The sequence below is a fragment of the Sphingobium scionense genome (genome assembly GCF_014197035.1).
GTDB lineage: Bacteria > Pseudomonadota > Alphaproteobacteria > Sphingomonadales > Sphingomonadaceae > Sphingobium > Sphingobium scionense.
The window spans coordinates 1-18673 of the sequence record NZ_JACIEU010000048.1 but is presented as its reverse complement, the minus strand read 5'-3'; the positions used below and the strand labels follow the sequence as shown (position 1 = coordinate 18673).

Sequence of the window (18673 nt, the reverse complement as noted above, 5' to 3'; positions counted from 1 at the left end):
CCCTTACCGGCCAGCACGACCGTCAGAGCGGCCATCAGCCACGAGCTGTAGCGGAAGAACTGCGTAATCGGCAGCGTCCGGCTGTAGCGGAGCATGGCCCAGGCGATGACGGCGAGAAGGCTGATCGCTGCGCCGGCGCCGGCCAGCAGCATCGCGGTGTTACCCTGTGTCGAGAGCGCGGCGTAGAAAAGGATCGTTTCAAAGACCTCCCGATAGACCACCAGGAATGCGAGCCCGAACAGGAACCATCCCGACCCGCTCGATAGCGCCCGTGACATTTTCTCCCGGATATAGCGTTGCCACTGATCGGCTTGGGCCTTGCCGTGCATCCAGATTCCGACCGAGAGCAGCACGATCGCGGCGAACAGCGAGCCGAACCCTTCGGTCAGCTCCCGGCTCGCGCCGCTGATCCCGATCGCATAGGTGGCGACGGCCCAGGTAAGCCCGCCCGCGATGAGCGCCCCGATCCACCCGCCATGCACATAGCGCAAGGCTTCTGGCCGTTCCGCTTTGCGGAGGAACGCGATCATGGCGACCACGATCAAAAGAGCTTCCAGCCCCTCACGCAGCAGGATCGTAAAGGCCCCCAAGAAGGTGGACGCCTGCGTCGCGGCGTCGGGCGCGAGCGCCGCCTCGGCATCATCGAACAGGCCGCCCAGCACTGCCACTCGTTCGGCCACATCATCGGCCGACGTGCTGCTCTCCACAGCGGCGCGATATTCTCCCATCGCGCCTTCGATCCTGGACATGAGCGTCGGGTCGCGCGCCGAGAGCGTCGGTTCGATCGGCTCGAACCCGTCGAGATAGGCGGACAGCGCCAGTTCCTTTGCGCCGCGCCGGTCGCCGCGCCGGAACGCGGCGAGGCTTTGCGCAAGCTTGGAGCGAGCGACCGCGAGCGAGCCCGGGGCTTGTTGCATCACCTGATCGGGGTGGCGCCGCAGATAGGCGAGCACCGCGTCGGCTTTCGCCTGCCCGATGCTGCCCGCAAGCGCGGCGGGGGTGAGCGCGACCAGGGTTTTCAAATCGGGGATCCGCGCCCGCAAGCTCGGCTGGGACTTCCACAGCCGTTCGCCTTCGACCGCTTGCGCGTCGGTCAGGGCGAAGCTGCCAGCGCGGAACGCCAGCGCCCAGCGTTGATCGTTCGGCAGATCGGCGAAGCTCTGCATCGCGGTCCCGTCGATGCCTTGGCTTATCACCTGATAGAGCGCGAACACGCTGCGCTGGCGCGCCCGTTCGGCGTCGGTGAACGCGATCGGCGGCGGGTCGAGTCTGGCAGCGTCAGGCCCATGTCCGTCGCCGGTGAGGCCGTGGCAGGACGAGCAGCTTTGGACGTATAGCCTTGTTCCCATGGCGGGGTCGGGTGCCTTGGCGGGAGCGAGCGGCACCGGATAGGCCTTGAGCAGATCGGCGGCGAGGCCATGCGCGAGTGTCGCGACCTCTCGGGACGATCCCTTGCGGCCGATCACGGCTTCGAGCTGCGAAGCGCTTTGGATTAGAGATTGCCGCTCAGGCGTCGCGGGAAGTGCGCGGAGGCGCGTCGACACCCCAGCGGCGAACTCCGACATCTCCGCGTATTCGGACGCGCTTATGACCGCGCCGTTGGCGACCGCACCGCCATAATCGACCGCCATATAGTCGAGCAGACGCCAAGCAGTTTGAACATCGCGGGTATCGGCCATCGCCGCAGCGGGGATCAACAGCAGCATAAGCGACGCGACCAGCGCGACCAGAGGTGACGGCATATGGGTGATCGATTCCAAGCTTCACTCGTCGCGGACTATGCGAACAACTCTCATTAGCAGTATTGGGCAGCGTGCGCGACCACCAATGGCAGGATGATGAACATCGCCGCCGGAGAGCTGGCGGGCGATCGTCTCCGGCGACAAGATCGTGACCGCGAACCCGGAGACGATCGGGGGGGGTAGAAAAGCGGCAGCGAAGGCGCGTGACGGTGTGCGATGCACGATCAAGGTTTTCGATGAGGCTAAGCAGTGATTGAAGATACTTTCAGATCACGTACTTGTCCCAGCTTGCATAATGCTCGGCGCTGCGCTTTCCCCTTGGAAAGCTGAGGCCGACGAGCGCAATGCCGGCTACGACCGAGGCCACGGCCCCAAGGTGACCAACGCCGTCGAGGAGGAAAGGCGCGGCCACAAGCCAGGCTCCGAACGCGACGTTGATCAGCCGCAGCGCGCGGGCAACTTCTGCGGTGGCGATGATCGCGACCGTGATGACCAGCGCACCCACAACGTGATCGCTGTTCGCCATACCGCCTTCCGTGCCGAACAGTATTCGGGTCAGCATCAGCAGGACGCCGATGACGATGCTCGCAGTCAGCGTCCATGGCAGGGTCAGTCCCTTCTTTGCGTCCGCCCAGAAGGTGCTTGGCGAGGCCATCGCGTCCGACGCGTCCACCGCTCCCGCCTCTATCGCGTCACCCTGGAAGAAGGTGCGGATCAGCGGTTTGCCTTGCCGGCGCGCCCAGAGAAGGAACTGACCCATCGCAATCACCTCGTCGAGCGCGAAGGGGATCATGATCAGCATGGCGAGCGCGGCGATCAGCGCCAGCGTGCTCCATGTGCCGATGACGATGGGCTGACTGATGATGAAATAGATGCTGATGACGCCGAGCGGGATGACAAGGATGCCGAAGAAGGTCACCATCCACGGCATGGTCCGCCAGCGGTCGCGGGTGCCCATTACCGCCATCAGGATCTCGAGGACATAGCTGACCGTGCCGAGCCCACCATCGGGAATCGGCCAGGCCTTGGACATGTCCGAGGTGATGATCTCCTCGGTGCCGTTGCGTGGATCGCTCAGGGAGCCGGCGAAAAACGGCTCCCAAACGCCGTCAATATGCCCCAGTTGGTAGGCGGTGAGGATGCGCGAGGTGAGAAGGCCGATCAGACCCATGGCGACGATCGGCAGCCGCTGTGCGTCGGTGGATGGCGAATAGGTCCAGCCGGGCGGGATGTTCTTGGGGTCCATCATGCCCGCCATGCTCATGCCCGGCATCATCGGCACGAGCACCGACAGGGCGATCACGGCCGAGCCGATGAGCAGGTTGTTGTTGTACTGAGCGGCGCTCGGGCTCCAGAAGATCAGCGGGGCGAAGAACAGCCAGATGCCGACGAACGCGACCGCCCACTGCGCCCATGTCTTGGTGCGCGGAACGAGCGACAGCGCGCCGAACAGCACGATGGCGAGGCCGCTGACGACATCGCTGATGGCCAGCGCGTTCGCCCGCCACTCGATCGACGGCAGTCCGCGATCAATAGTTACGAAGCGCGCCGCCTCGCCGACACTGTGAGTGGTCACGGAGTCGTAGATAAGCGGGCTGGAGGCGAGCCACAGCCCAAGACCGATGTTTGCGTAAAGAGCCCAGCGCGCACGGCGCTCGTCGCGGTCCATTATGGCCATGTGATCGCCGTGTGCACCGTGACCGGTCATCGCCATGTCCGCCGCGCCAGGTCGGTGCCCCATGGCAGCATGGTCCATGCTGCTATGGTCCGCAGCCCCGTGATCCATGTCGGCCATTCCACCGCCTGCCGCTGCGGGTTGTTGGCCCGGCGCTACAGGTTCGGCCTTTAGCTTATCGTGCCAGGCAACCAGATTCTCGTTAAGCTTGTTGTTCCGATACCAGGCCCGCGGGTGGCGCTTCAGCGCGGCGACGATCGTCGGCAGCGTGTCCCGGAGGCGATGCTTCGGTTCCCAACCGAGCAGCAAGCGGGCGCGTGAAATATCGAGGATATAGTGGTCGTTGCTGCTGTCGATCATCCAGGGCTGGATGAAGTCGTCGCTGCCGAGCGCTTCGTTCTGCAGGATGATCCCGGCTTTCGCGAGCGGCTGCGGAATCCGGATCGTCTTCCAGCCCTCGCCGTGGAGCGCCTCGCCGACGATGTCCTGGATCTCGGCATAGCCGGGTGCGTCGGGCTCGCCGATGAGCAGCGGCAGTTCTGACGGCAGTTCGTGCCGCCGATCGACCAGACGCAGCACGGCGTCAGCCAAGTCGTCGCGGTGCACCGATGACTGCGCCGCACACAGCATGCCGGGATAAAAATGCGAAATCAGGCGGTGCTCGTAAATCTGCGATATCTGCTGCGCGAGAAAAGCCGAGCGTCCGTCGTCGTCGTAAACTCCGGCGGCGCGCATATAAACGACGGGGATGTTTCCGTGGCGCTCATGCAGCAATGTCTCGGCGTCGACCTTGGACTGCGGATAGGCCCAGGACGCGCCGATCGGCGAGTCCTCGTTGATGCGCTCGTCGGGTGTGGGGGTCGGCTTATGAACGAGCATCGTGCTGGCGAAGACGAATTGTCCGACTTCGAACGATTGCAGCCCGTCAATCAGCCGGCGGGTGCCCTGCACGGTGACCTTGTCGTAGAGCGGATTGGGGTCACCCGTGATATCATAATAGGCGGCGAGGTGGATCACCGAGGCGATGCGGTTGCCGTACCGTGCGCGCACCTCGTCAAGCGCAACTCGGACCGCTTCGTCTGACCCGAGGTCTATGTCGATCGCCGCCGCGGGCGGCGGTGGGTCGGGAGGGCCGGCGCGATCAAGGCCGACGACCGTGTAGCGCTCGCCGAGCTGGGCAATCAGCGCTGCGGCGATAAAACCGCTCGCACCCGTGATGAGGACGACTTCGCCACCCTGGCCGCTGCCGGCTTCACTGCGTTTGCCATCGGTCATGACTTTGCCACCCTTGTTCATTCATCTCTGAAAACACTGACAGGCCCACCCGGACCAACCCTCTCGCACGCCCAGCTTTGCAGCGCGACGCGGCCTTCCCGCAAGCGCCTGTGGGCGACTTAGGGCGTCGGACACGTAAGCTCAGTCCAAGCGGGGGGTGTCTTGGGAGGCGAGGGTTAAGCCGCGTAAGTGGGTAAAAGAAGGTGGAAGGCCTGAGCGGCGCTTGCGTGGACGGTTGGTCCATAGCGCTTACATGCCCGACGCGGGTGGCGCGAGGGTGCCTAGCCATGCCACGAGCGCCAGGATGCCGATCACGCAGGCTGTCTCGACCGCAAGGCTGACCCGCAGCGCCGTAAGCGCCCCGCCATGGTCGTTCATGGCAATCGAGCGCTCGAAGGCCGGCGTGAGGCGGAACCGATTGAGCGAAGCGAGCCCCAGCATCGCTGCGAACAAAACCAGCTTGGCGAGCAGCAGCAGGCCGTAGAGCGTCGTCCCCAAGGCCGCGAAATTGGCTGGGCCGACGAGCAGCCAGCTGTTGATCAAGCCGGTGACCACCAGGGTAACAACCACGAGCGTGCCGACGACGCCGAACCCATGCAGGGCGCGATGGGTCAGCCGAAGGTGCGCGGCATCGATCTCCTCGGTGCGACGCGTCAACAGGAGAAGCAATCCGAACAGCGCGCCGACCCATATACCGCCTCCCAAGAGGTGGAGGATGTCCGCACCGAGGTGAAGCCATCCGGTGCTTCCCTCGTCCATGGCGCCGTGCCCGTTCCACGCGAGTGTCGCCAATGCCGCGGCGGCGGCAATCATGGCGATAGCCAGCCACGATGCTCTGCCTCGCGCCAGCAGGGCTGCACCGACGGCGATGACCAGCGCCACCATACGCACCTTCCAGGCGGTGCCAACCGGTGGCCCCCCGAGCAGCGCGGCCACCGCTGCCTGGTCGATCGGCCAGAATGCAGAACCGGCCATCGCCGAGGCCATAAGGATCAGGCCAACGGCTGAGAGCAGCAACCCGAGCGCTGCGCTTGCCGTGAGCCAAGGCCGCAGCGCGATGGCATCATCGCGCTCGCCAAGACGAAGACCATAGAGGCTGAAGGCCGACAGGCCGAACAGCGCCGCCAGGACCAGGTATAACGCCAAGCGGATGGCGACGGTCGGCCAGTCGAGCATTCGCTCACTTCACCGTGAAGTTGTAGCTGCCGGTGATTTTGTGTGTATCGCTAGAGACGACCTGCCAGCCGACGCTGTAGCGCCCACGCGGGAGGCGCTGCTTCGGGGTGATGGTGAGCGTCCGGCCATCGGCGCCGACTGCGGCGCTGCTGGGCATTTTCATGGCCGCCATGCCCGGCATCGCTGCCATGGTAAGGTCGGCCTTGGAGAAAGCCGGCACGAGTTTCTCGCTGAACTGAAGGCTGATCTTCTCGGGGGTCGCGACGGCCGCGTTGGCGGCGGGGCTGGCGGACACCAGCTTCGGATGCGCGTTCGCCACGCCGCCTGCGAAGAACAGGGCGGCGGCGGCAGTCGTGATGAACAAGCGGCGCATTTAGGATAATCTCCATTTCAATTGGGCTCACCTGTTATTACGCAGCCGGGCGGGTCACCCCTCACGATCTTTTTTTCCGTGCCGACGCTCGAACTCTCGATGAGGGGTCGGCGGCGTCGGCGCGTATTCAGAAGGAGCATGGAGCGCTTTTTCACTGCGTCTCCCCTTAAACGAGCTGTGGCCGCGGGCCTGGACGGGCGCATGCGCGGGGTAATGATGAGGTTGCGGTTGACCGATCAGGGCTGGACTGGAGATCCTGAGGAGGTCATCGACTGTCTGATAGTGGGCGGCGGTCCAGCGGGCCTCATGACCGCGATCTATCTGTCGCGGTTTCTCAGGAGCTGCGTCGTCTACGATGCGGCGGCAGGGCGCGCCGCGTCCATCCCGCGCTCGCACAACCTGCCAGGATTTCCCGGCGGCATTTCCGGCGTCGCGTTTCTTGCCCGCCTGCAGGCTCAGCTGCGCGAATATGGCGGGACGATCCAGAGCGGTGAGATCGACGCAATCGTCGCGTCAGGCGACCACTTCTCGGCAAGCTGCGAACTGAACGTCCTGTATGCGCGGACCGTTGTCCTTGCGACGGGCGTCGTCAATCGGCGTCCCGAGATGCCTGATGCGATGCATGACATCGGCGTGGCGCGTGGGCTTCTCCGCTATTGTCCGATCTGCGATGGTTATGAGGCCCGGCGGATGAACGTGGCGGTGCTCGGCGGCAGTGGTCACGGCGCTGAAGAAGCCGAATTCCTGAGGGCTTATGGAGCCAAGGTCACGCTTCTGGCGGAACACTCGCTCGATCTTGGGCCGACCGAACTTGCCAAGCTGGACCAGCAGGGCATTGATGTCGCCCCCTCGCCTGTCGAGCAGTTGCGTCTTGGCGACTGTGTCGAGGTGAGGCTGGCCAATGGCCTGGAGCTACAATTCGACACGCTTTACCCCGCGCTCGGCTCGTCGCCTCGGACGCGGCTTGCCTCTTTGCTCGGAGCACAGCTCAGCGAATCGGGGTGCGTGCTGACCAATGCCCATCAACAAACCTCGGTTAAGGGTCTCTACGCAGTCGGCGACGCCGTGGAAGGGCTCGATCAGATCAGCGTCGCAGCCGGACAAGCGGCGATCGCTGCGACCGCAATTCATAACATGTTGCGCGACCGCGACAGTGGATTGTCGTCCGCCATCGCCGGGCTGTATCCCGCTCGGAGCGTACCGCCGACGTAGTGGGAGCCACTGGCGGTGCACCGAGCGAAAGCCGCCAACAAAGCGCTGATCGCCGGCTCGCTTGTCATCTTCTTCGGCTGCTTCGCGCTTATTCGTATCCACACGACGATCGGCGACACGGCCTTCCTCCGTTCGATGATCCCGCACCACGATCCCGAGGCTTGCGCGGGAGTGCATCGAGACAGTGTGCTATTACCAGCGTCGGGGGTTGCTCGACACGCCCTAGCGGGGCCGGGCTCGCCGGCGGCATCCGACGCTATGCTTGAAAAGGCCTACGGCACGAAGGTCGGCGCTGCCGCATTTTGTCGCATTCTCCTTCGCAGCGCGCCAACACGCGACCGGCTACTAAGCGTCGGGGCCCCTCAGAACGCCAAGTGGTTTATTCCGCCGTGCATGAAGGTTCCGCCGAGGAACCCCTGGATTGAGATCGCGAGTGTCATCAGGCCAAGCACCGCCCAGTACAACGACCGCGACCGCTCGGGACCCTTGCGGTGGCGCGCTGCCATCCAAGCCAGCGCGACGCCGAAGACCGCGATCGATGTCCCGAGCCAGCGATGCGTCATCAGGATAGGGTTGCGGTCGGTCAGGTAGAACCCGCCTGCGAACCAGCCCAGGAACGCCGCCACGATCGCTCCCAGCGCGCCGACGACCAGCATTATGTGTGCGACATGCTGATAATCCCGGTTGCGGCGCCACAACCCGAACAGCTCCACCCCGAACGCACCAATGAACAGGGCGATGGGAAAATGAATGACCATGGTATGCACCCGCCCCAGCCAGCTCACAAGCCGTTCGCCGAAAGTCTTGTTCTTGTTGGCGGTCTCCTCGTGCATGCCGCCCATGTCCATGTCGTCGCCGGCGATGTCGCGGCCGCCCATGTTCATGTCCACGGTCGACATAGAGCCCATGCCCATGTGGCCGTCGCCAGCGTCCGCCCCATCTGCTTTCTGCGTCTCGGCTGCGCTGCTAGCGGCCGGCCCGGGACCGGCCCCGAGCGCATCGTGATCTTCGTGCGCCGATGCCGACGTGCTTACCGAGATCGCAACCGCAAGGAGTAGAGCGAAAGCCCCGCCTCGTTTACCGCCCATCACCCAACCCCTTGAACCGTGTTGTTTCAATCCAGTTTACGCACGCCGCGCCTTCTTCCCTCACCTGCCCAGCTTCCTTTGTGAAACTTTCCGTCTGCTCTTCAAGACGGACTGGACGCCACAGCTACGCTGGCTGCGGCGACCGCGTCATGCCACTCCGCCAAAAAACATCGGCCGATCAGCTGCCGTGGCGGGCGAACAAGCGGCGTCCGCCGGTGCCGAAGGCGACCACGTCATAGGCCTGCGCCTTGACGCCCGGCACTTCCATTCCCGGCGAGCCGAGCGGCATACCGCCGACCGCGAGGCCCCGCACGCCCTTGGGCCGGGTCGCGAGAGCCCGCTTCATGTCGGCGATCGGCACGTGGCCCTCGAAAGCCATGCCATCGGCGATCGCGGTGTGGCAGGACGAGAGGTCCGCGGGAACGCCCGCGCGCTTCTGCAGCGCCGGGCGGTTAGAATCATCGACGACGCGCACCTGACGGCCGAGCTGCTGCTGCACCTGCGCCGCCCACTTGGCGCAACAGCCGCAGCCGGGGTCGCGGTGCATAACGATCGGGGTAGCCGCGCTGGCGGCAACCGGAACCAACAAGGCTGCGGCAGTAAGCGCAAATCGCAACGCTGACTTCATGGAAAAATCTCCTTGGTCGTCCCTCCCGTCTCCTCGCTGGGGGCGGGAGGAACGAGGCTTATTACTGAGGACGCTTGCCCATCGATCGAAGCATCGCCTGGAGCTCACCGATGCTGTTGTTCTGCTCGGCAATCGATTTCTGAGCCATTTGCCGGGTCTTCGCATCTGGCGCCTGGCGGAGAACGATCTGCGACATGGCGATCGCACCGCGGTGATGCTCGATCATCTTGCGGACCCACGTCTCGCTCGCATTAGCGCCCTTGGCCTTCATCATCTTTTCATGCATCGCCATTTCGGCGGGCATGAAAGGCGTGTTCATGCCAGGCATGTTGTCGTGGTTCATGCCTTGCATTTTCGAGTGGTCCATGCCCTGCATCTGCTGCTGAGCCAAAGCGGGGCTCGCCGACATCGCGGCCAGAGCCAGAAGTGTTACTGCCTTGAACATCGTTTTCTCCTTCTTGGCCTCGGCCAACGCAACAAGACTCGTTGGTCTCAAAACCATGTGCGAATGCCCAGAACGAGGCTGGTGGATATCGCATCCTCGCCATCCTCGCGTGCAAAACGAGCAGAACGGCCCACTCTGCGCTCGTACGAAACACCTATATAGGGGGCGAACTCTCGCTTCACCTCGTAGCGCAGCCGCAAGCCAAGCTCGATATCCGACAAGCCCGAACCGATCCGGTCTGCCGGAACGTCCTGCGCCGCAAACTCAGCTTCGACACGAGGCTGGAGAATCAGCCGCTGGGTGATGCGCTGATCGTAATAGCCTTCAACGCGGCCCAGCACGTCTCCCTTGCTAGACAAGAACAGTGCGCCCTCGACATCGAAGAAACCCGGAGCCAGGCTCTCAAAACCGACTGTCGCGTAAACACGCGAGGGATTAGGCTTGAAGTCGTACCGGATCCCTGCCTGAAAATCGGTATAGGGTCCGATTGCCCGTGCGTAGAGCGCCTGCAGCTCCGCCCTTTCCAAGCTTCTCCCAAAGTTCCCTTCGCCCTCGGTTTTAAGAACCAGACGATTAACGTCGCCACCGTACCAGGCGCTGCCATCCCAACGATAAGCATCGCGACCATCCCGGATCTGGACTTCAGCCAGGTTGAATATGACCTGCGAGAAATTCTGCCCGCCGTGCATCGACCGCAGATGCTGCTGCGAATGCGCCATGGCAGCGGCAGAGTAGACCTGGTCCGCGGCCCGATCGGTCGGGATGGGCGGCGGCGGAGCGGTGCCGGCCTGAAGGTTGGTGCCGATCATCGCCGCGCCCGTGGCTGAGGGCATGCTTCCCATGCCGTGTCCCGGCATGCCTTGCATCGCGCCCGAACTTTGGCCCATTCCCGGCATCGATCCATGGTCCATGCCTTGCATAGCACCTGGCTCAGCGGGGTTGGCGCCGCCGGACGCACCTGGCATCGCGGACATGTCGTGCCCCGAACTGGCATCAGGTTTGGCTTCAGGCATATTCATACCGGGCATGGCGGACATGTCATGACCGGCGTGAGGATCAGCAACAGCCGGTCCACCGACCGGAGGCTTGGCGGACCGACTTGCGGCAGGCTTGGCCCCCGATCCCGCCTTCGCGCGCGGTGTCGACCTGGCGGCAGGCTTCGCGGACTCCTTGTGCACGGCGGGCTTGGTCGCTGAGGGCTTCTTGGCGGCAGGCTTTTTTACCGCTGGCGCCTTTGGCGGCGGCATCTTCATGCCGGGCATGTTGGAATGGTCCATCTGCGCGGCCGCCGGCGTTGCGAGGCCAAGCGCCGCGCCGCCGGCGATCAGGAGGAACTTAGGCTGCATCGCGATTCTCCTCGCCCATCGGGCGAACCGTCACGACACGCATCATCCCCGCGGTCATGTGATAGAGATTGTGGCAGTGGAACGCCCAGTCGCCGGGCGCATCGGCCGTTACGTCGAATGTCATCTTACCGCCTGGCGCCACATTCACAGTGTGCTTGCGAGGCCCAAAGTCGCCATGTCCGGTCACCAACTCGAAGAAGTGGCCGTGCAAATGAATTGGGTGCGGCATCATCGTGTCATTGACCAGGGTAACGCGCGCGCGCTCGTCCTTGCGGAACGGGATGGGGTCGGCAGGGTCGCTCATCTTCTGGCCGTCAAAGCCCCACATGTAGCGCTCCATATTGCCCGTGAGGTGGATCTCCAACTGACGCGACGGGGCGCGAACGTCCGGGTTGCGGTCCAGCGCGACAAGGTCGCGATAGGTGAGCACGCGATGATCCGCATCCTCCAGCCCCTGCGGCGGCTCGCCCGTGCGGTCCTTCGGCATCGGCGAGATGGTCTGCACTCCCGGCCCCATCTTGACGCCGGGCGCGTTCTTGGGGTTGCGCATGTTCATGTCCATGCTGCCGCCTGACCCATGATCCATCCCGGCCATGCCGCCGCTGCTCATCTGACCATGGTCCATGCCCGCCATCCCGGCAGCGCCCGCCGCCATTTGGCTATGGTCCATCCCTGGCATAGCGCCGCTCATCTGGTCGCCCCCCATCCCAGCCATGCCGGCCATCGCAGCGCCTACCGCCTTCGTTCCGTGATCGGTGGGCTCTTTCCACCCGGTGAGCTTCCACAGGTTGCGCGAGGCATTCTGCATCAACGTGGGATCCGGCCCGCGCTTTGCGACCGGGTTCTCGTCCGCCATACCGGACATCCCCTCCATCCCGCTCATGCCGCTCATGTCCATGCCCATGTCGGTCATGGTCAGCAACGTGCGTGGGCGGAGCGGCGGGACCGGGGCGATCATGCCCTCGCGCGGGGCCAGTGTCGCGCGCCCCATGCCGGATCGGTCGATCGCCTCGGAAACGAAGCTGTAGGCGCGGTCCTCGGGCGTCACGATCACGTCGAAGGTTTCCGCGACGCCGATCTGGAATTCGTCCACGGTTACCGGCCGGACGTTCTGGCCGTCGGCCTGCACCACCGTCATCGGCAGGTCAGGGATGCGCACGTTGAAGTTCGTCTGCGCCGCGGCATTGACGATGCGCAGCCGAACCCGCTCGCCCGGTCGGAAGAGACCCGTCCAGTTGTCGTAAGGTCCAAAGCCATTGACCAGGAAGGTGTAGGTCGAACCAGTGACGTCCGCGATGTCCGCCGGGTCCATCCGCATCTGCCCCCAATCGAGGCGATCCTTAAGGCGCATTTCGCGGCCGGCCAGCAGCCCACTCAGCGTCGGGCGTTGATAGTTGAAATAGGCGCCGCCCATCTGCTTGAGCTTGCGAAAGATTTCCTCGCCCGTCATTTCGCTATGATCGGACAGCACGATCACATGCTCGCGGTCGAACGCGACCGGGTCGGCACCCGCCGGATCAATCACGATGGGTCCGTAGAGCCCTGCCTGCTCCTGCTCGCCCGAATGGCTGTGGTACCAGTAGGTGCCAGACTGCACGACTGGGAACTCGTACACGAATGTCGAGCGCGCCTTGATGCCGGGGAAGCTGATGCCCGGCACGCCGTCCATTTGAAACGGCAGAATGAGCCCGTGCCAGTGGATCGAGCTATCCTCGTCGAGATTGTTGGTCACTGCGAGACGGACGTTCTGGCCCTCCTGGAGGCGGACGAGTGGCGCCGGGACCGTGCCGTTCACCCCGATCGCGGGCGTCGTGATTCCATCCATCACCAGCTTCATCCGGTCGATCGTCAGCGCGATGTTTGCGCCCGACACGGTCGGCAGGGGCTTGGCGATGCCGCGCGACACAGGTTGCGCCCAAGCCGGCAGGTAGGCCGACATGGCCAGCGTGCCGCCAAGCATGGCGGTTCCGCGCATTACGTCGCGCCGGTTTAGATTGCGGCTCATGCCTTTCCTTCGCTCCAGTTCAATGCTTGCGGCCGGCGGCGGGGGGGGGGGGGGCCGCCGACCTTATCTTTCATTACGCGCAAATAGGCTCATCCCCTCACGCGAAGTCGAGAATTTTCGATAATCTTTCACGCGCACGCCGGAGCCGCGTCTCCACGGCCTTTCCGCTGATCCCCAGCGCGGCGGCGGTTTCCGCCTGGGACAAGCCCTCCACGGTCCGCAGCAAAAGCGTCTCCTTGAGCGTGGCCGGCAGCTCGGACACCGCGCGCGAAAGCCGCGCAAGCTCTGCGCGATCGAAGGTGATGGCGTCGGCACCCGGCGTCTCGTCCCACTCACTTTCCATCGTCTCGGGCGGCAGCGAAGAAGCGAACGATAATATCTGGCGTATGCGCCGCCGCCGATGCCAGTCGCGGCTCTTGTTGATCGCCACGCGGGCCAGCCACGCAGCGAGCGGCCGATCTCCGTCATATCTTGGCAGGTTCTGAAAGGCGGACGCGAAGCATTCCTGAGTGAGGTCAAGCGCCTCTTCAGCGTCACCGATATGTGCACGGATCAGGCGGTAGACTGGCTCCTGGTGCCGGCGCATGATCTCGGCGAAGGCGGCCTGACGTCCAGCGAGCGTCAAGGCGGCGAGTTCGCCGTCCGTGCAGGCCGCGAGATCAAGGCTCACCGCGCGTCTGCGGTCAGCGCCTTCACCACCGCGCGGTCAAACGTCCTCGCCTGGTCGGGCCGCAGGATCTGCCGCATCGCGAACATATGGTTCAACGTCTCCTTCTGGAGCTCACCCATCGCGCCGTGCGAACGATCGACGGCGGCCGCGACCTGCGGCCCGTTACCATGTTCGGCCTCGATGGCGGCGGCGAGCCGGGCGTTGTCGGCTCTGAGTTCCAGCTCCAAGGCACGCCTTCGAACGGTGAAGTGAGACTCCAGCATCTGGAGCTTGGTCTGTTGAGCTTCGTCCAGCTCGAGCCCGTCGTGGAGCAAGCTGTGAAGCTCAACGCCCGGGCTTGGCGGGGAGGGGAATAACTCACGTCCAGCCCACACGCCTGCGACCGCCGCCACGAACGCGACGATGGCGATCAGCATCGTCCTCCGGGCGCCGCTCGTCACTGGAACGCGAGTAAGGTCGAAGGCGCTAGCGGCATGGCAGGCCCGAAGGGTGTTAGCGTCGGCACCTGCGCAGTCGTCGCTGCGGACGACAATCCGCCGCCCACCACTCCCAAGGCGACTGCGCCTAGCGCTGCCAGCATGCCGGATCGCAGCGTAACTCCGCCGCCCGCGCGCCGCTCCGCCGCGATCAACCGCATGACATCGCCTTCCAGTTCAGCAAGCCGTGGATGAAGCGGTTGCTCGGCAAGGCGGCGCAACGCGCTGTCTAAATTCATCTCCATGTTCATTCCTCCGCCGTCCTCACATCCATTACGCACGGCCGGTGAACACCCCTCGAGTCCGAAGCGAGCGAATGTCACACACCCCCCGGACGCGGCTGCGCACTCTTCCATTGCGTCCAATCGCTCGCAGCTCGCTAGACAGGCCGGGCACACGCGTCCCGCTGTTCGAATTCCCTGTTTTATGGGAGGTCAAAATCGGTCGGATGACACGCAGACCGGCAATCGATGCGGTTCCGCGGCCTCGCCGTCGCAGAACCCCCGTTCAGAACGATGAGGGCGGCCCAATCGGGCGGCCACGCCTTGATATCAACCCACCCCCAAGGCCGGCCTGAGGCCAGTGAACGGGCTGGGGCGACGGCGCGATGTTTGCTATTTCCGATGACGTTAGCGTTCAAATTGCGCGGGCACGGATGAGCGCGTCACCGAGTCGAGCCTGGTAGCTCGTTGAGGGGACGGCACTTACCCTGCGAAAAGCGCCCGAGCAATCCTTGACGCCCCACATTTCAAATGCCCTGACCGCCGTCTTTTCCTCCAGCTGGAGCTAGAGTTCGGCCTGACGGTGAGGGTCGCGTCGTTCGTCTTTCCCGGCGTTCTGGCGGCATTCGCCGTCGTGCTCAGCCTGGGTTTGTCCCGAAGACTCTGGAAAGCCCGTCCGGTGCCCGCCACCGGATCAGGTACATAAGCCGGACCGCGGAGCCGACTTTAAGCCCGCAGGACAGCGAGAGGGAAACGGCTTAGGATATGGGGGAAAGGGGCAAAAGGGTGCCGCGGACGGCTCCGCGCGCCTGGTAAGCTTCGACTTCCGAGCTGAGACGAGTTCCCGGCGTAAGGTGCTTCCGTCCCGTCTTCACGCGAGCTGCCGAGACTATTCAAACCCGGTTCAGCACGTTCGGCGCACACATCTCTCCAGCCCGATCGGCCACTCGCGGTACGACGAGCGTAGTTGTGGAGAAGGAACATGTTCAAGCTCGCGATCGCCGGATTGGCACTCATCGTAGCCGCACCGGCCCTCGCCGAACCGCCGGCCCATGCCGGCCAATCCAACGGCCATGGGTATCAGAACCAGAGCTACTACAGCCAAGGCTATGGCTATGTTGAACCGCAGGGTCACGGCCGAAGTTACGGCTCTTACCAAGGCCAAGGGCATAGCAGTTACGGTAACGGTTATTCCAATTACGGCAACTATGGCTACGCCTCGAACCGGCACGCCCGTCGGGACTACCGCCGGGAAGTACGTCATGCGCGTCGCGACGCGCGCCGGTACAACGAGCATGGTTACAACCACTAGGATGCACAACGGCGCGGGCCACCGCGCCGTTGTCACTTCTGAAGAGTGACAACGCGTCTGACACGCAAGAGTACGGAGAAGGTCGCGGGCGTGCGGCTTTAGGCAATCTTTGCTCTGACACCCGCAATTAGGAGCCTCCGCGCCACTTCGAGAGCCACGCCGAAAACTAGGTGCGAGACAAAGCCGCGCAGGTGCGTCGAAGCCGCGACCTCCGAAGCGGGGGGACTAAAGCCCAACGCCGGCATCGCCATCTCGTCGGCGACCAGCGACACCGCCGCTCCGTAGGCGGTTCCGAACCCAGCGCTGGTCTCTGGGCGAACCTCCACCGCGGCTCCGTAGAGAGCGCCGAGAAACACCCCAAAGCCGTAATGAACAGCTGCTCCCGCAGGCTCACGATATCCCTCCGGTACCGGTTTCCCTACGGTAGCTTCCGTTACAGCGTCGGCCACCTTGACGGTGTTGGGCTCGTCTCCGACATCCCTATCGCCCGAAGCGGCTTTCCAGGCTTCGTGGAACTCGGACATTACCCACGAGGCCACCAACCCCGCCGCCGCGCCCGTCACAGCGCCTTCGATTACGCGCTCTGTGTTCACATCCATCTCTCCGGCGCCTTGTCTAAAAGCTCATTCTAACCGTCGCTCGCACTGTCATCGGCGCACCGGGCATGATGTTGTTGTCGTTGTAGGCGGACGAGAAATAGTTGCTGTTGAGGAGGTTCTCGACGTTGATTTGCGCCTCGATCTGGGGGGTGAGCTTGAAGAATGCGGCGGCATCGACGCGGGTGAAGGCGGGCAGGATGGCGGTGTTGCTGATGGACGTGAAGCTCCTCGACTGGTGATAGACCCCGACCCCGGCCCCAAGGCGAGGGGTGAGGTCGTAGCGGGTCCACAGCGAAGCCTGCTGTTTGGGAACCAGCGGAACCTCGCGCCCGGCCGGGGCGGCACTCGTCGTTTTGCGAATTGTCGCGTCCTGCAGCGCATAGCCCGCGCTGATCTGCCACTGGGGTGTGATCGCGCCGCTAAGGCCGAGTTCGAGCCCTTTGCTGCGCTGCGCGCCCGTGAGCACCGTCCGTGCGGGGTCATTGGGGTCGGCCGCGCGGGTGTTGGTGCGGTCTAGCTGGTAGATGGCGGCGGTCAGGTTCAGCGTCGGGCGGATATCCCATTTGAGGCCAAGCTCGTAATTGTCGAACCTCTCCGGCTCCAGCGCGGCGCTGGTGACATCGAGCGATGAGAATTGATCCCCCGACTGCGGCAGGAAGGACCGGCTATAGCTGGCGTATATCGAGACAGGTTGCACCGGCTTGAGCACCACGCCCACTCGGGGAGACCAAAGCGTGTCGGTCCGGCGATAGCTCTGCCCGGCAACCAGGTCGTCGACGTTAAGCGTGAAGCGGTCGCGGCGAACGCCGCCGATCAGATCGACATGGTCGCCGATCGAGATCTGGTCCTGCACATAGAAGGCGGCGGCGTCGGCGTTCGTGCGGATTGACCGGTAGCCGGTATTGGGAGTGGTGCGCAGCGTGACCGGCGGCACCGTGATCGGGTCGGCCAACCCGACAAAGACGCGCCGCCCCCCGTTGACGATATCACCACCCCCGAAAAAGCCGTTGATCCGCTGGTTGCGCGTGCGCTGGTCGCTAATTTCGAAGCCAGCGAGCAGCACGTGGCGGACGGGTCCAGTGGTGACCCTCCAAACAAGGTCGTTCTGGTTGAGCAGGTTCTTGCGTGTCGTGGGATCGCTATACGCTTCGAGGCCGACGCTCTGGACGCCGCCGCGCGACGTGACCGGGGTGACCGGAAAGGCGTTCCGATAGAGCTTGTCGTAATCACCATACAGGACCCGACTGGTCAGGGTCAGATTGTCGCTGAAGCGGTGCTCGACGCGCCCATTCAGGACCTTGGCCTCGAAATCGCTGACGTTGAATCCCGGCACACCGAAGAAGGTGTCGCGGGCGCCGGTGAGCGGGCGTGACGGGCTCGTCAGCGAGCCCTGAACGGCCGAGGGGACGCCTCGGTCGATCGTTCGCTTGTCGCTGTTATATTCGAAGCCCAGATCGATCCGAGTCGCACCGCCGAGCGAGAGCGCGACGGTCGGGTTGATCGCAACCCGGCGCCCGTCATAGAAGTCGCGATTGTTTCGGAACTCCTCGTAAACGGCGTTCATCCGGGTGGAGACGGACTCGCTGAGTGGCTGACTGATGTCGGCGTCGACATACCATGCGCCATATGTGTCCGCCGAACCGCTGCCGCTGATGAAGGCGTTGGCGACAGGGCGCTTGGTGACGCGGTTGATTACGCCCCCGCCGCCGCCGCGCCCGAAGATCATCGCGTTGGGACCTTTCAGAACCTCGATCCTCTCTGCATTGTAGAGGCCGCGATAATATTGCACGTCGTCCCGCAAGCCATCGACGAAGAAGTCTGCGGTGCTGCTGTTCCCGCGCAGGATGATCTGATCGCGGTGTCCCTCACCTTGAGAGATTACGGCGCCGGGGACATAGCGTAGTACATCGGCAATAGAGCGCATCGCCTGGTCGTCGATCTGCGTTTCCGTGATGATCGAGACCGCTTGGGGGACATCGTTGAGCTCGGTCGGTGTGCGCGTGGCGGTGCTGGTCGCATCGATCTGATAGCCGTCGCGGACGCCGGTCACGATGATCGTTTGCGAGGTGCTGCCGGGTCCCGGCAGGAACTGGTCTTGAGCCATTGCCGGGACGGTGAGCAGCCCGAAGCCGAGTGCAGTTCCAATACCAAGATTTCTCACCGTTGACCCTTTTGCGAATCTCTCTCACCAACGCAATAGGTGATTTGAGAGTGCGTCGCAATAGCCCTTCGGGGTGGTCGCTGTCAGGCCCGTTGACTTGCTCTCTGAATCACTGACCGGCTGACGCCGGTAGGATCAAGCGGTGGGGCTGAAGCCGTCCTTGTGGGTATGTCGTGTCCGCCGTCAGCACCAATGGCACAGATTTGAGGTTGTGATTTAAGGAGGATCTGGGCTTCGTCGTAGTGACGAAGGAACGAAGATGAAGCCCA

At 63.9% G+C, this 18673-nt stretch carries 16 protein-coding genes and 1 pseudogene; 3 read left to right on the top strand and 14 right to left on the bottom strand.

The window, feature by feature from the left end:
- The 4 genes from GGQ90_RS27265 to copC all read right to left on the bottom strand — a co-directional run.
- A partial coding sequence (locus GGQ90_RS27265) for an FTR1 family protein (protein ID WP_188084487.1) occupies positions 1-1742 on the bottom strand: 1742 nt, incomplete at its 3' end.
- 265 nt (positions 1743-2007) lie between these two features.
- Positions 2008-4713 carry a vitamin K epoxide reductase family protein gene (locus GGQ90_RS27260; protein WP_241216832.1) on the bottom strand — a complete coding sequence of 902 codons (2706 nt, stop codon included), beginning with the start codon at positions 4711-4713 and terminating at the stop codon, positions 2008-2010.
- A gap of 228 nt (positions 4714-4941) precedes the next feature.
- Positions 4942-5868, bottom strand: coding sequence for a copper homeostasis membrane protein CopD (gene copD, locus GGQ90_RS27255; RefSeq protein WP_188084484.1), 927 nt, complete (start codon positions 5866-5868; stop codon positions 4942-4944).
- Positions 5869-5872: 4 nt separating this feature from the next.
- Positions 5873-6241 carry a copper homeostasis periplasmic binding protein CopC gene (gene copC / locus GGQ90_RS27250; RefSeq protein WP_004212955.1) on the bottom strand — a complete coding sequence of 123 codons (369 nt, stop codon included), beginning with the start codon at positions 6239-6241 and terminating at the stop codon, positions 5873-5875.
- A 201-nt stretch (positions 6242-6442) separates the two neighbouring features.
- On the opposite strand from copC, the gene GGQ90_RS27245 reads away from it, so the two are divergent.
- Both GGQ90_RS27245 and GGQ90_RS29555 read left to right on the top strand, forming a co-directional pair.
- Positions 6443-7453, top strand: coding sequence for an NAD(P)/FAD-dependent oxidoreductase (locus GGQ90_RS27245; protein ID WP_343054191.1), 1011 nt, complete (start codon positions 6443-6445; stop codon positions 7451-7453).
- Between the two features lie 24 nt (positions 7454-7477).
- Positions 7478-7603, top strand: a pseudogene (locus GGQ90_RS29555) (DUF305 domain-containing protein); the annotation flags it as partial.
- A gap of 212 nt (positions 7604-7815) precedes the next feature.
- Here the strand turns inward: GGQ90_RS29555 and GGQ90_RS27240 are convergent.
- From GGQ90_RS27240 to GGQ90_RS27205, 8 genes are all read right to left on the bottom strand, one after another.
- Entirely contained in the window at positions 7816-8352 is a 537-nt protein-coding gene (locus GGQ90_RS27240; protein WP_030541569.1) for a DUF2231 domain-containing protein, read from the bottom strand.
- A gap of 367 nt (positions 8353-8719) precedes the next feature.
- Complete coding sequence (locus GGQ90_RS27235; RefSeq protein ID WP_004212951.1) at positions 8720-9169, bottom strand: DUF411 domain-containing protein; 450 nt, start codon at positions 9167-9169, stop codon at positions 8720-8722.
- Positions 9170-9230: 61 nt separating this feature from the next.
- Positions 9231-9614 (bottom strand): DUF305 domain-containing protein, encoded by a 384-nt coding sequence (locus GGQ90_RS27230; RefSeq protein WP_004212949.1) that lies wholly within the window; start codon positions 9612-9614, stop codon positions 9231-9233.
- Between the two features lie 47 nt (positions 9615-9661).
- Positions 9662-10960 carry a copper resistance protein B gene (locus GGQ90_RS27225; RefSeq protein ID WP_188084483.1) on the bottom strand — a complete coding sequence of 433 codons (1299 nt, stop codon included), beginning with the start codon at positions 10958-10960 and terminating at the stop codon, positions 9662-9664.
- Positions 10950-12965, bottom strand: a complete 2016-nt coding sequence (locus tag GGQ90_RS27220) for a copper resistance system multicopper oxidase (RefSeq protein ID WP_185708012.1) — start codon at positions 12963-12965, stop codon at positions 10950-10952. The genes GGQ90_RS27225 and GGQ90_RS27220 overlap by 11 nt, the downstream gene beginning before the upstream one ends.
- A 97-nt stretch (positions 12966-13062) precedes the next feature.
- Positions 13063-13635: a sigma-70 family RNA polymerase sigma factor gene (locus GGQ90_RS27215; RefSeq protein WP_188084482.1), complete on the bottom strand. Its 573-nt coding sequence runs from the start codon at positions 13633-13635 to the stop codon at positions 13063-13065.
- Positions 13632-14051: a periplasmic heavy metal sensor gene (locus GGQ90_RS27210; protein WP_030541565.1), complete on the bottom strand. Its 420-nt coding sequence runs from the start codon at positions 14049-14051 to the stop codon at positions 13632-13634. Before GGQ90_RS27210 ends, GGQ90_RS27215 begins: the two co-directional genes overlap by 4 nt.
- Before the next feature lie 20 nt (positions 14052-14071).
- Positions 14072-14362, bottom strand: coding sequence for a hypothetical protein (locus GGQ90_RS27205; protein ID WP_246428481.1), 291 nt, complete (start codon positions 14360-14362; stop codon positions 14072-14074).
- A 952-nt stretch (positions 14363-15314) separates the two neighbouring features.
- Between GGQ90_RS27205 and GGQ90_RS27200 the strand changes: the two genes are divergently transcribed.
- The gene (locus GGQ90_RS27200; protein WP_125458964.1) at positions 15315-15644 is read left to right on the top strand and encodes a hypothetical protein; all 330 of its coding nucleotides are present in this window, start codon (positions 15315-15317) and stop codon (positions 15642-15644) included.
- A 98-nt stretch (positions 15645-15742) separates the two neighbouring features.
- On the opposite strand, the gene GGQ90_RS27195 is transcribed toward GGQ90_RS27200, so the two are convergent.
- Complete coding sequence (locus GGQ90_RS27195; RefSeq protein ID WP_066551370.1) at positions 15743-16243, bottom strand: DUF1440 domain-containing protein; 501 nt, start codon at positions 16241-16243, stop codon at positions 15743-15745.
- A 16-nt stretch (positions 16244-16259) separates the two neighbouring features.
- Positions 16260-18347 (bottom strand): TonB-dependent receptor, encoded by a 2088-nt coding sequence (locus GGQ90_RS27190; protein WP_066551368.1) that lies wholly within the window; start codon positions 18345-18347, stop codon positions 16260-16262.
- Positions 18348-18673: the final 326 nt, after the last annotated feature.

What these genes read in the sequence shown, in the direction of transcription:
- GGQ90_RS27260 (WP_241216832.1), bottom strand. Translation starts at nt 4,713, where the DNA reads ATGAACAAGGGTGGCAAAGTCATGACCGATGGCAAACGCAGTGAAGCC.
- copD (WP_188084484.1), bottom strand. Translation starts at nt 5,868, where the DNA reads ATGCTCGACTGGCCGACCGTCGCCATCCGCTTGGCGTTATACCTGGTC.
- copC (WP_004212955.1), bottom strand. Translation starts at nt 6,241, where the DNA reads ATGCGCCGCTTGTTCATCACGACTGCCGCCGCCGCCCTGTTCTTCGCA.
- GGQ90_RS27245 (WP_343054191.1), top strand. Translation starts at nt 6,443, where the DNA reads ATGCGCGGGGTAATGATGAGGTTGCGGTTGACCGATCAGGGCTGGACT.
- GGQ90_RS27240 (WP_030541569.1), bottom strand. Translation starts at nt 8,352, where the DNA reads ATGTCGACCGTGGACATGAACATGGGCGGCCGCGACATCGCCGGCGAC.
- GGQ90_RS27235 (WP_004212951.1), bottom strand. Translation starts at nt 9,169, where the DNA reads ATGAAGTCAGCGTTGCGATTTGCGCTTACTGCCGCAGCCTTGTTGGTT.
- GGQ90_RS27230 (WP_004212949.1), bottom strand. Translation starts at nt 9,614, where the DNA reads ATGTTCAAGGCAGTAACACTTCTGGCTCTGGCCGCGATGTCGGCGAGC.
- GGQ90_RS27225 (WP_188084483.1), bottom strand. Translation starts at nt 10,960, where the DNA reads ATGCAGCCTAAGTTCCTCCTGATCGCCGGCGGCGCGGCGCTTGGCCTC.
- GGQ90_RS27220 (WP_185708012.1), bottom strand. Translation starts at nt 12,965, where the DNA reads ATGAGCCGCAATCTAAACCGGCGCGACGTAATGCGCGGAACCGCCATG.
- GGQ90_RS27210 (WP_030541565.1), bottom strand. Translation starts at nt 14,051, where the DNA reads ATGCTGATCGCCATCGTCGCGTTCGTGGCGGCGGTCGCAGGCGTGTGG.
- GGQ90_RS27205 (WP_246428481.1), bottom strand. Translation starts at nt 14,362, where the DNA reads ATGAACATGGAGATGAATTTAGACAGCGCGTTGCGCCGCCTTGCCGAG.
- GGQ90_RS27200 (WP_125458964.1), top strand. Translation starts at nt 15,315, where the DNA reads ATGTTCAAGCTCGCGATCGCCGGATTGGCACTCATCGTAGCCGCACCG.
- GGQ90_RS27195 (WP_066551370.1), bottom strand. Translation starts at nt 16,243, where the DNA reads ATGGATGTGAACACAGAGCGCGTAATCGAAGGCGCTGTGACGGGCGCG.
- GGQ90_RS27190 (WP_066551368.1), bottom strand. Translation starts at nt 18,347, where the DNA reads ATGGCTCAAGACCAGTTCCTGCCGGGACCCGGCAGCACCTCGCAAACG.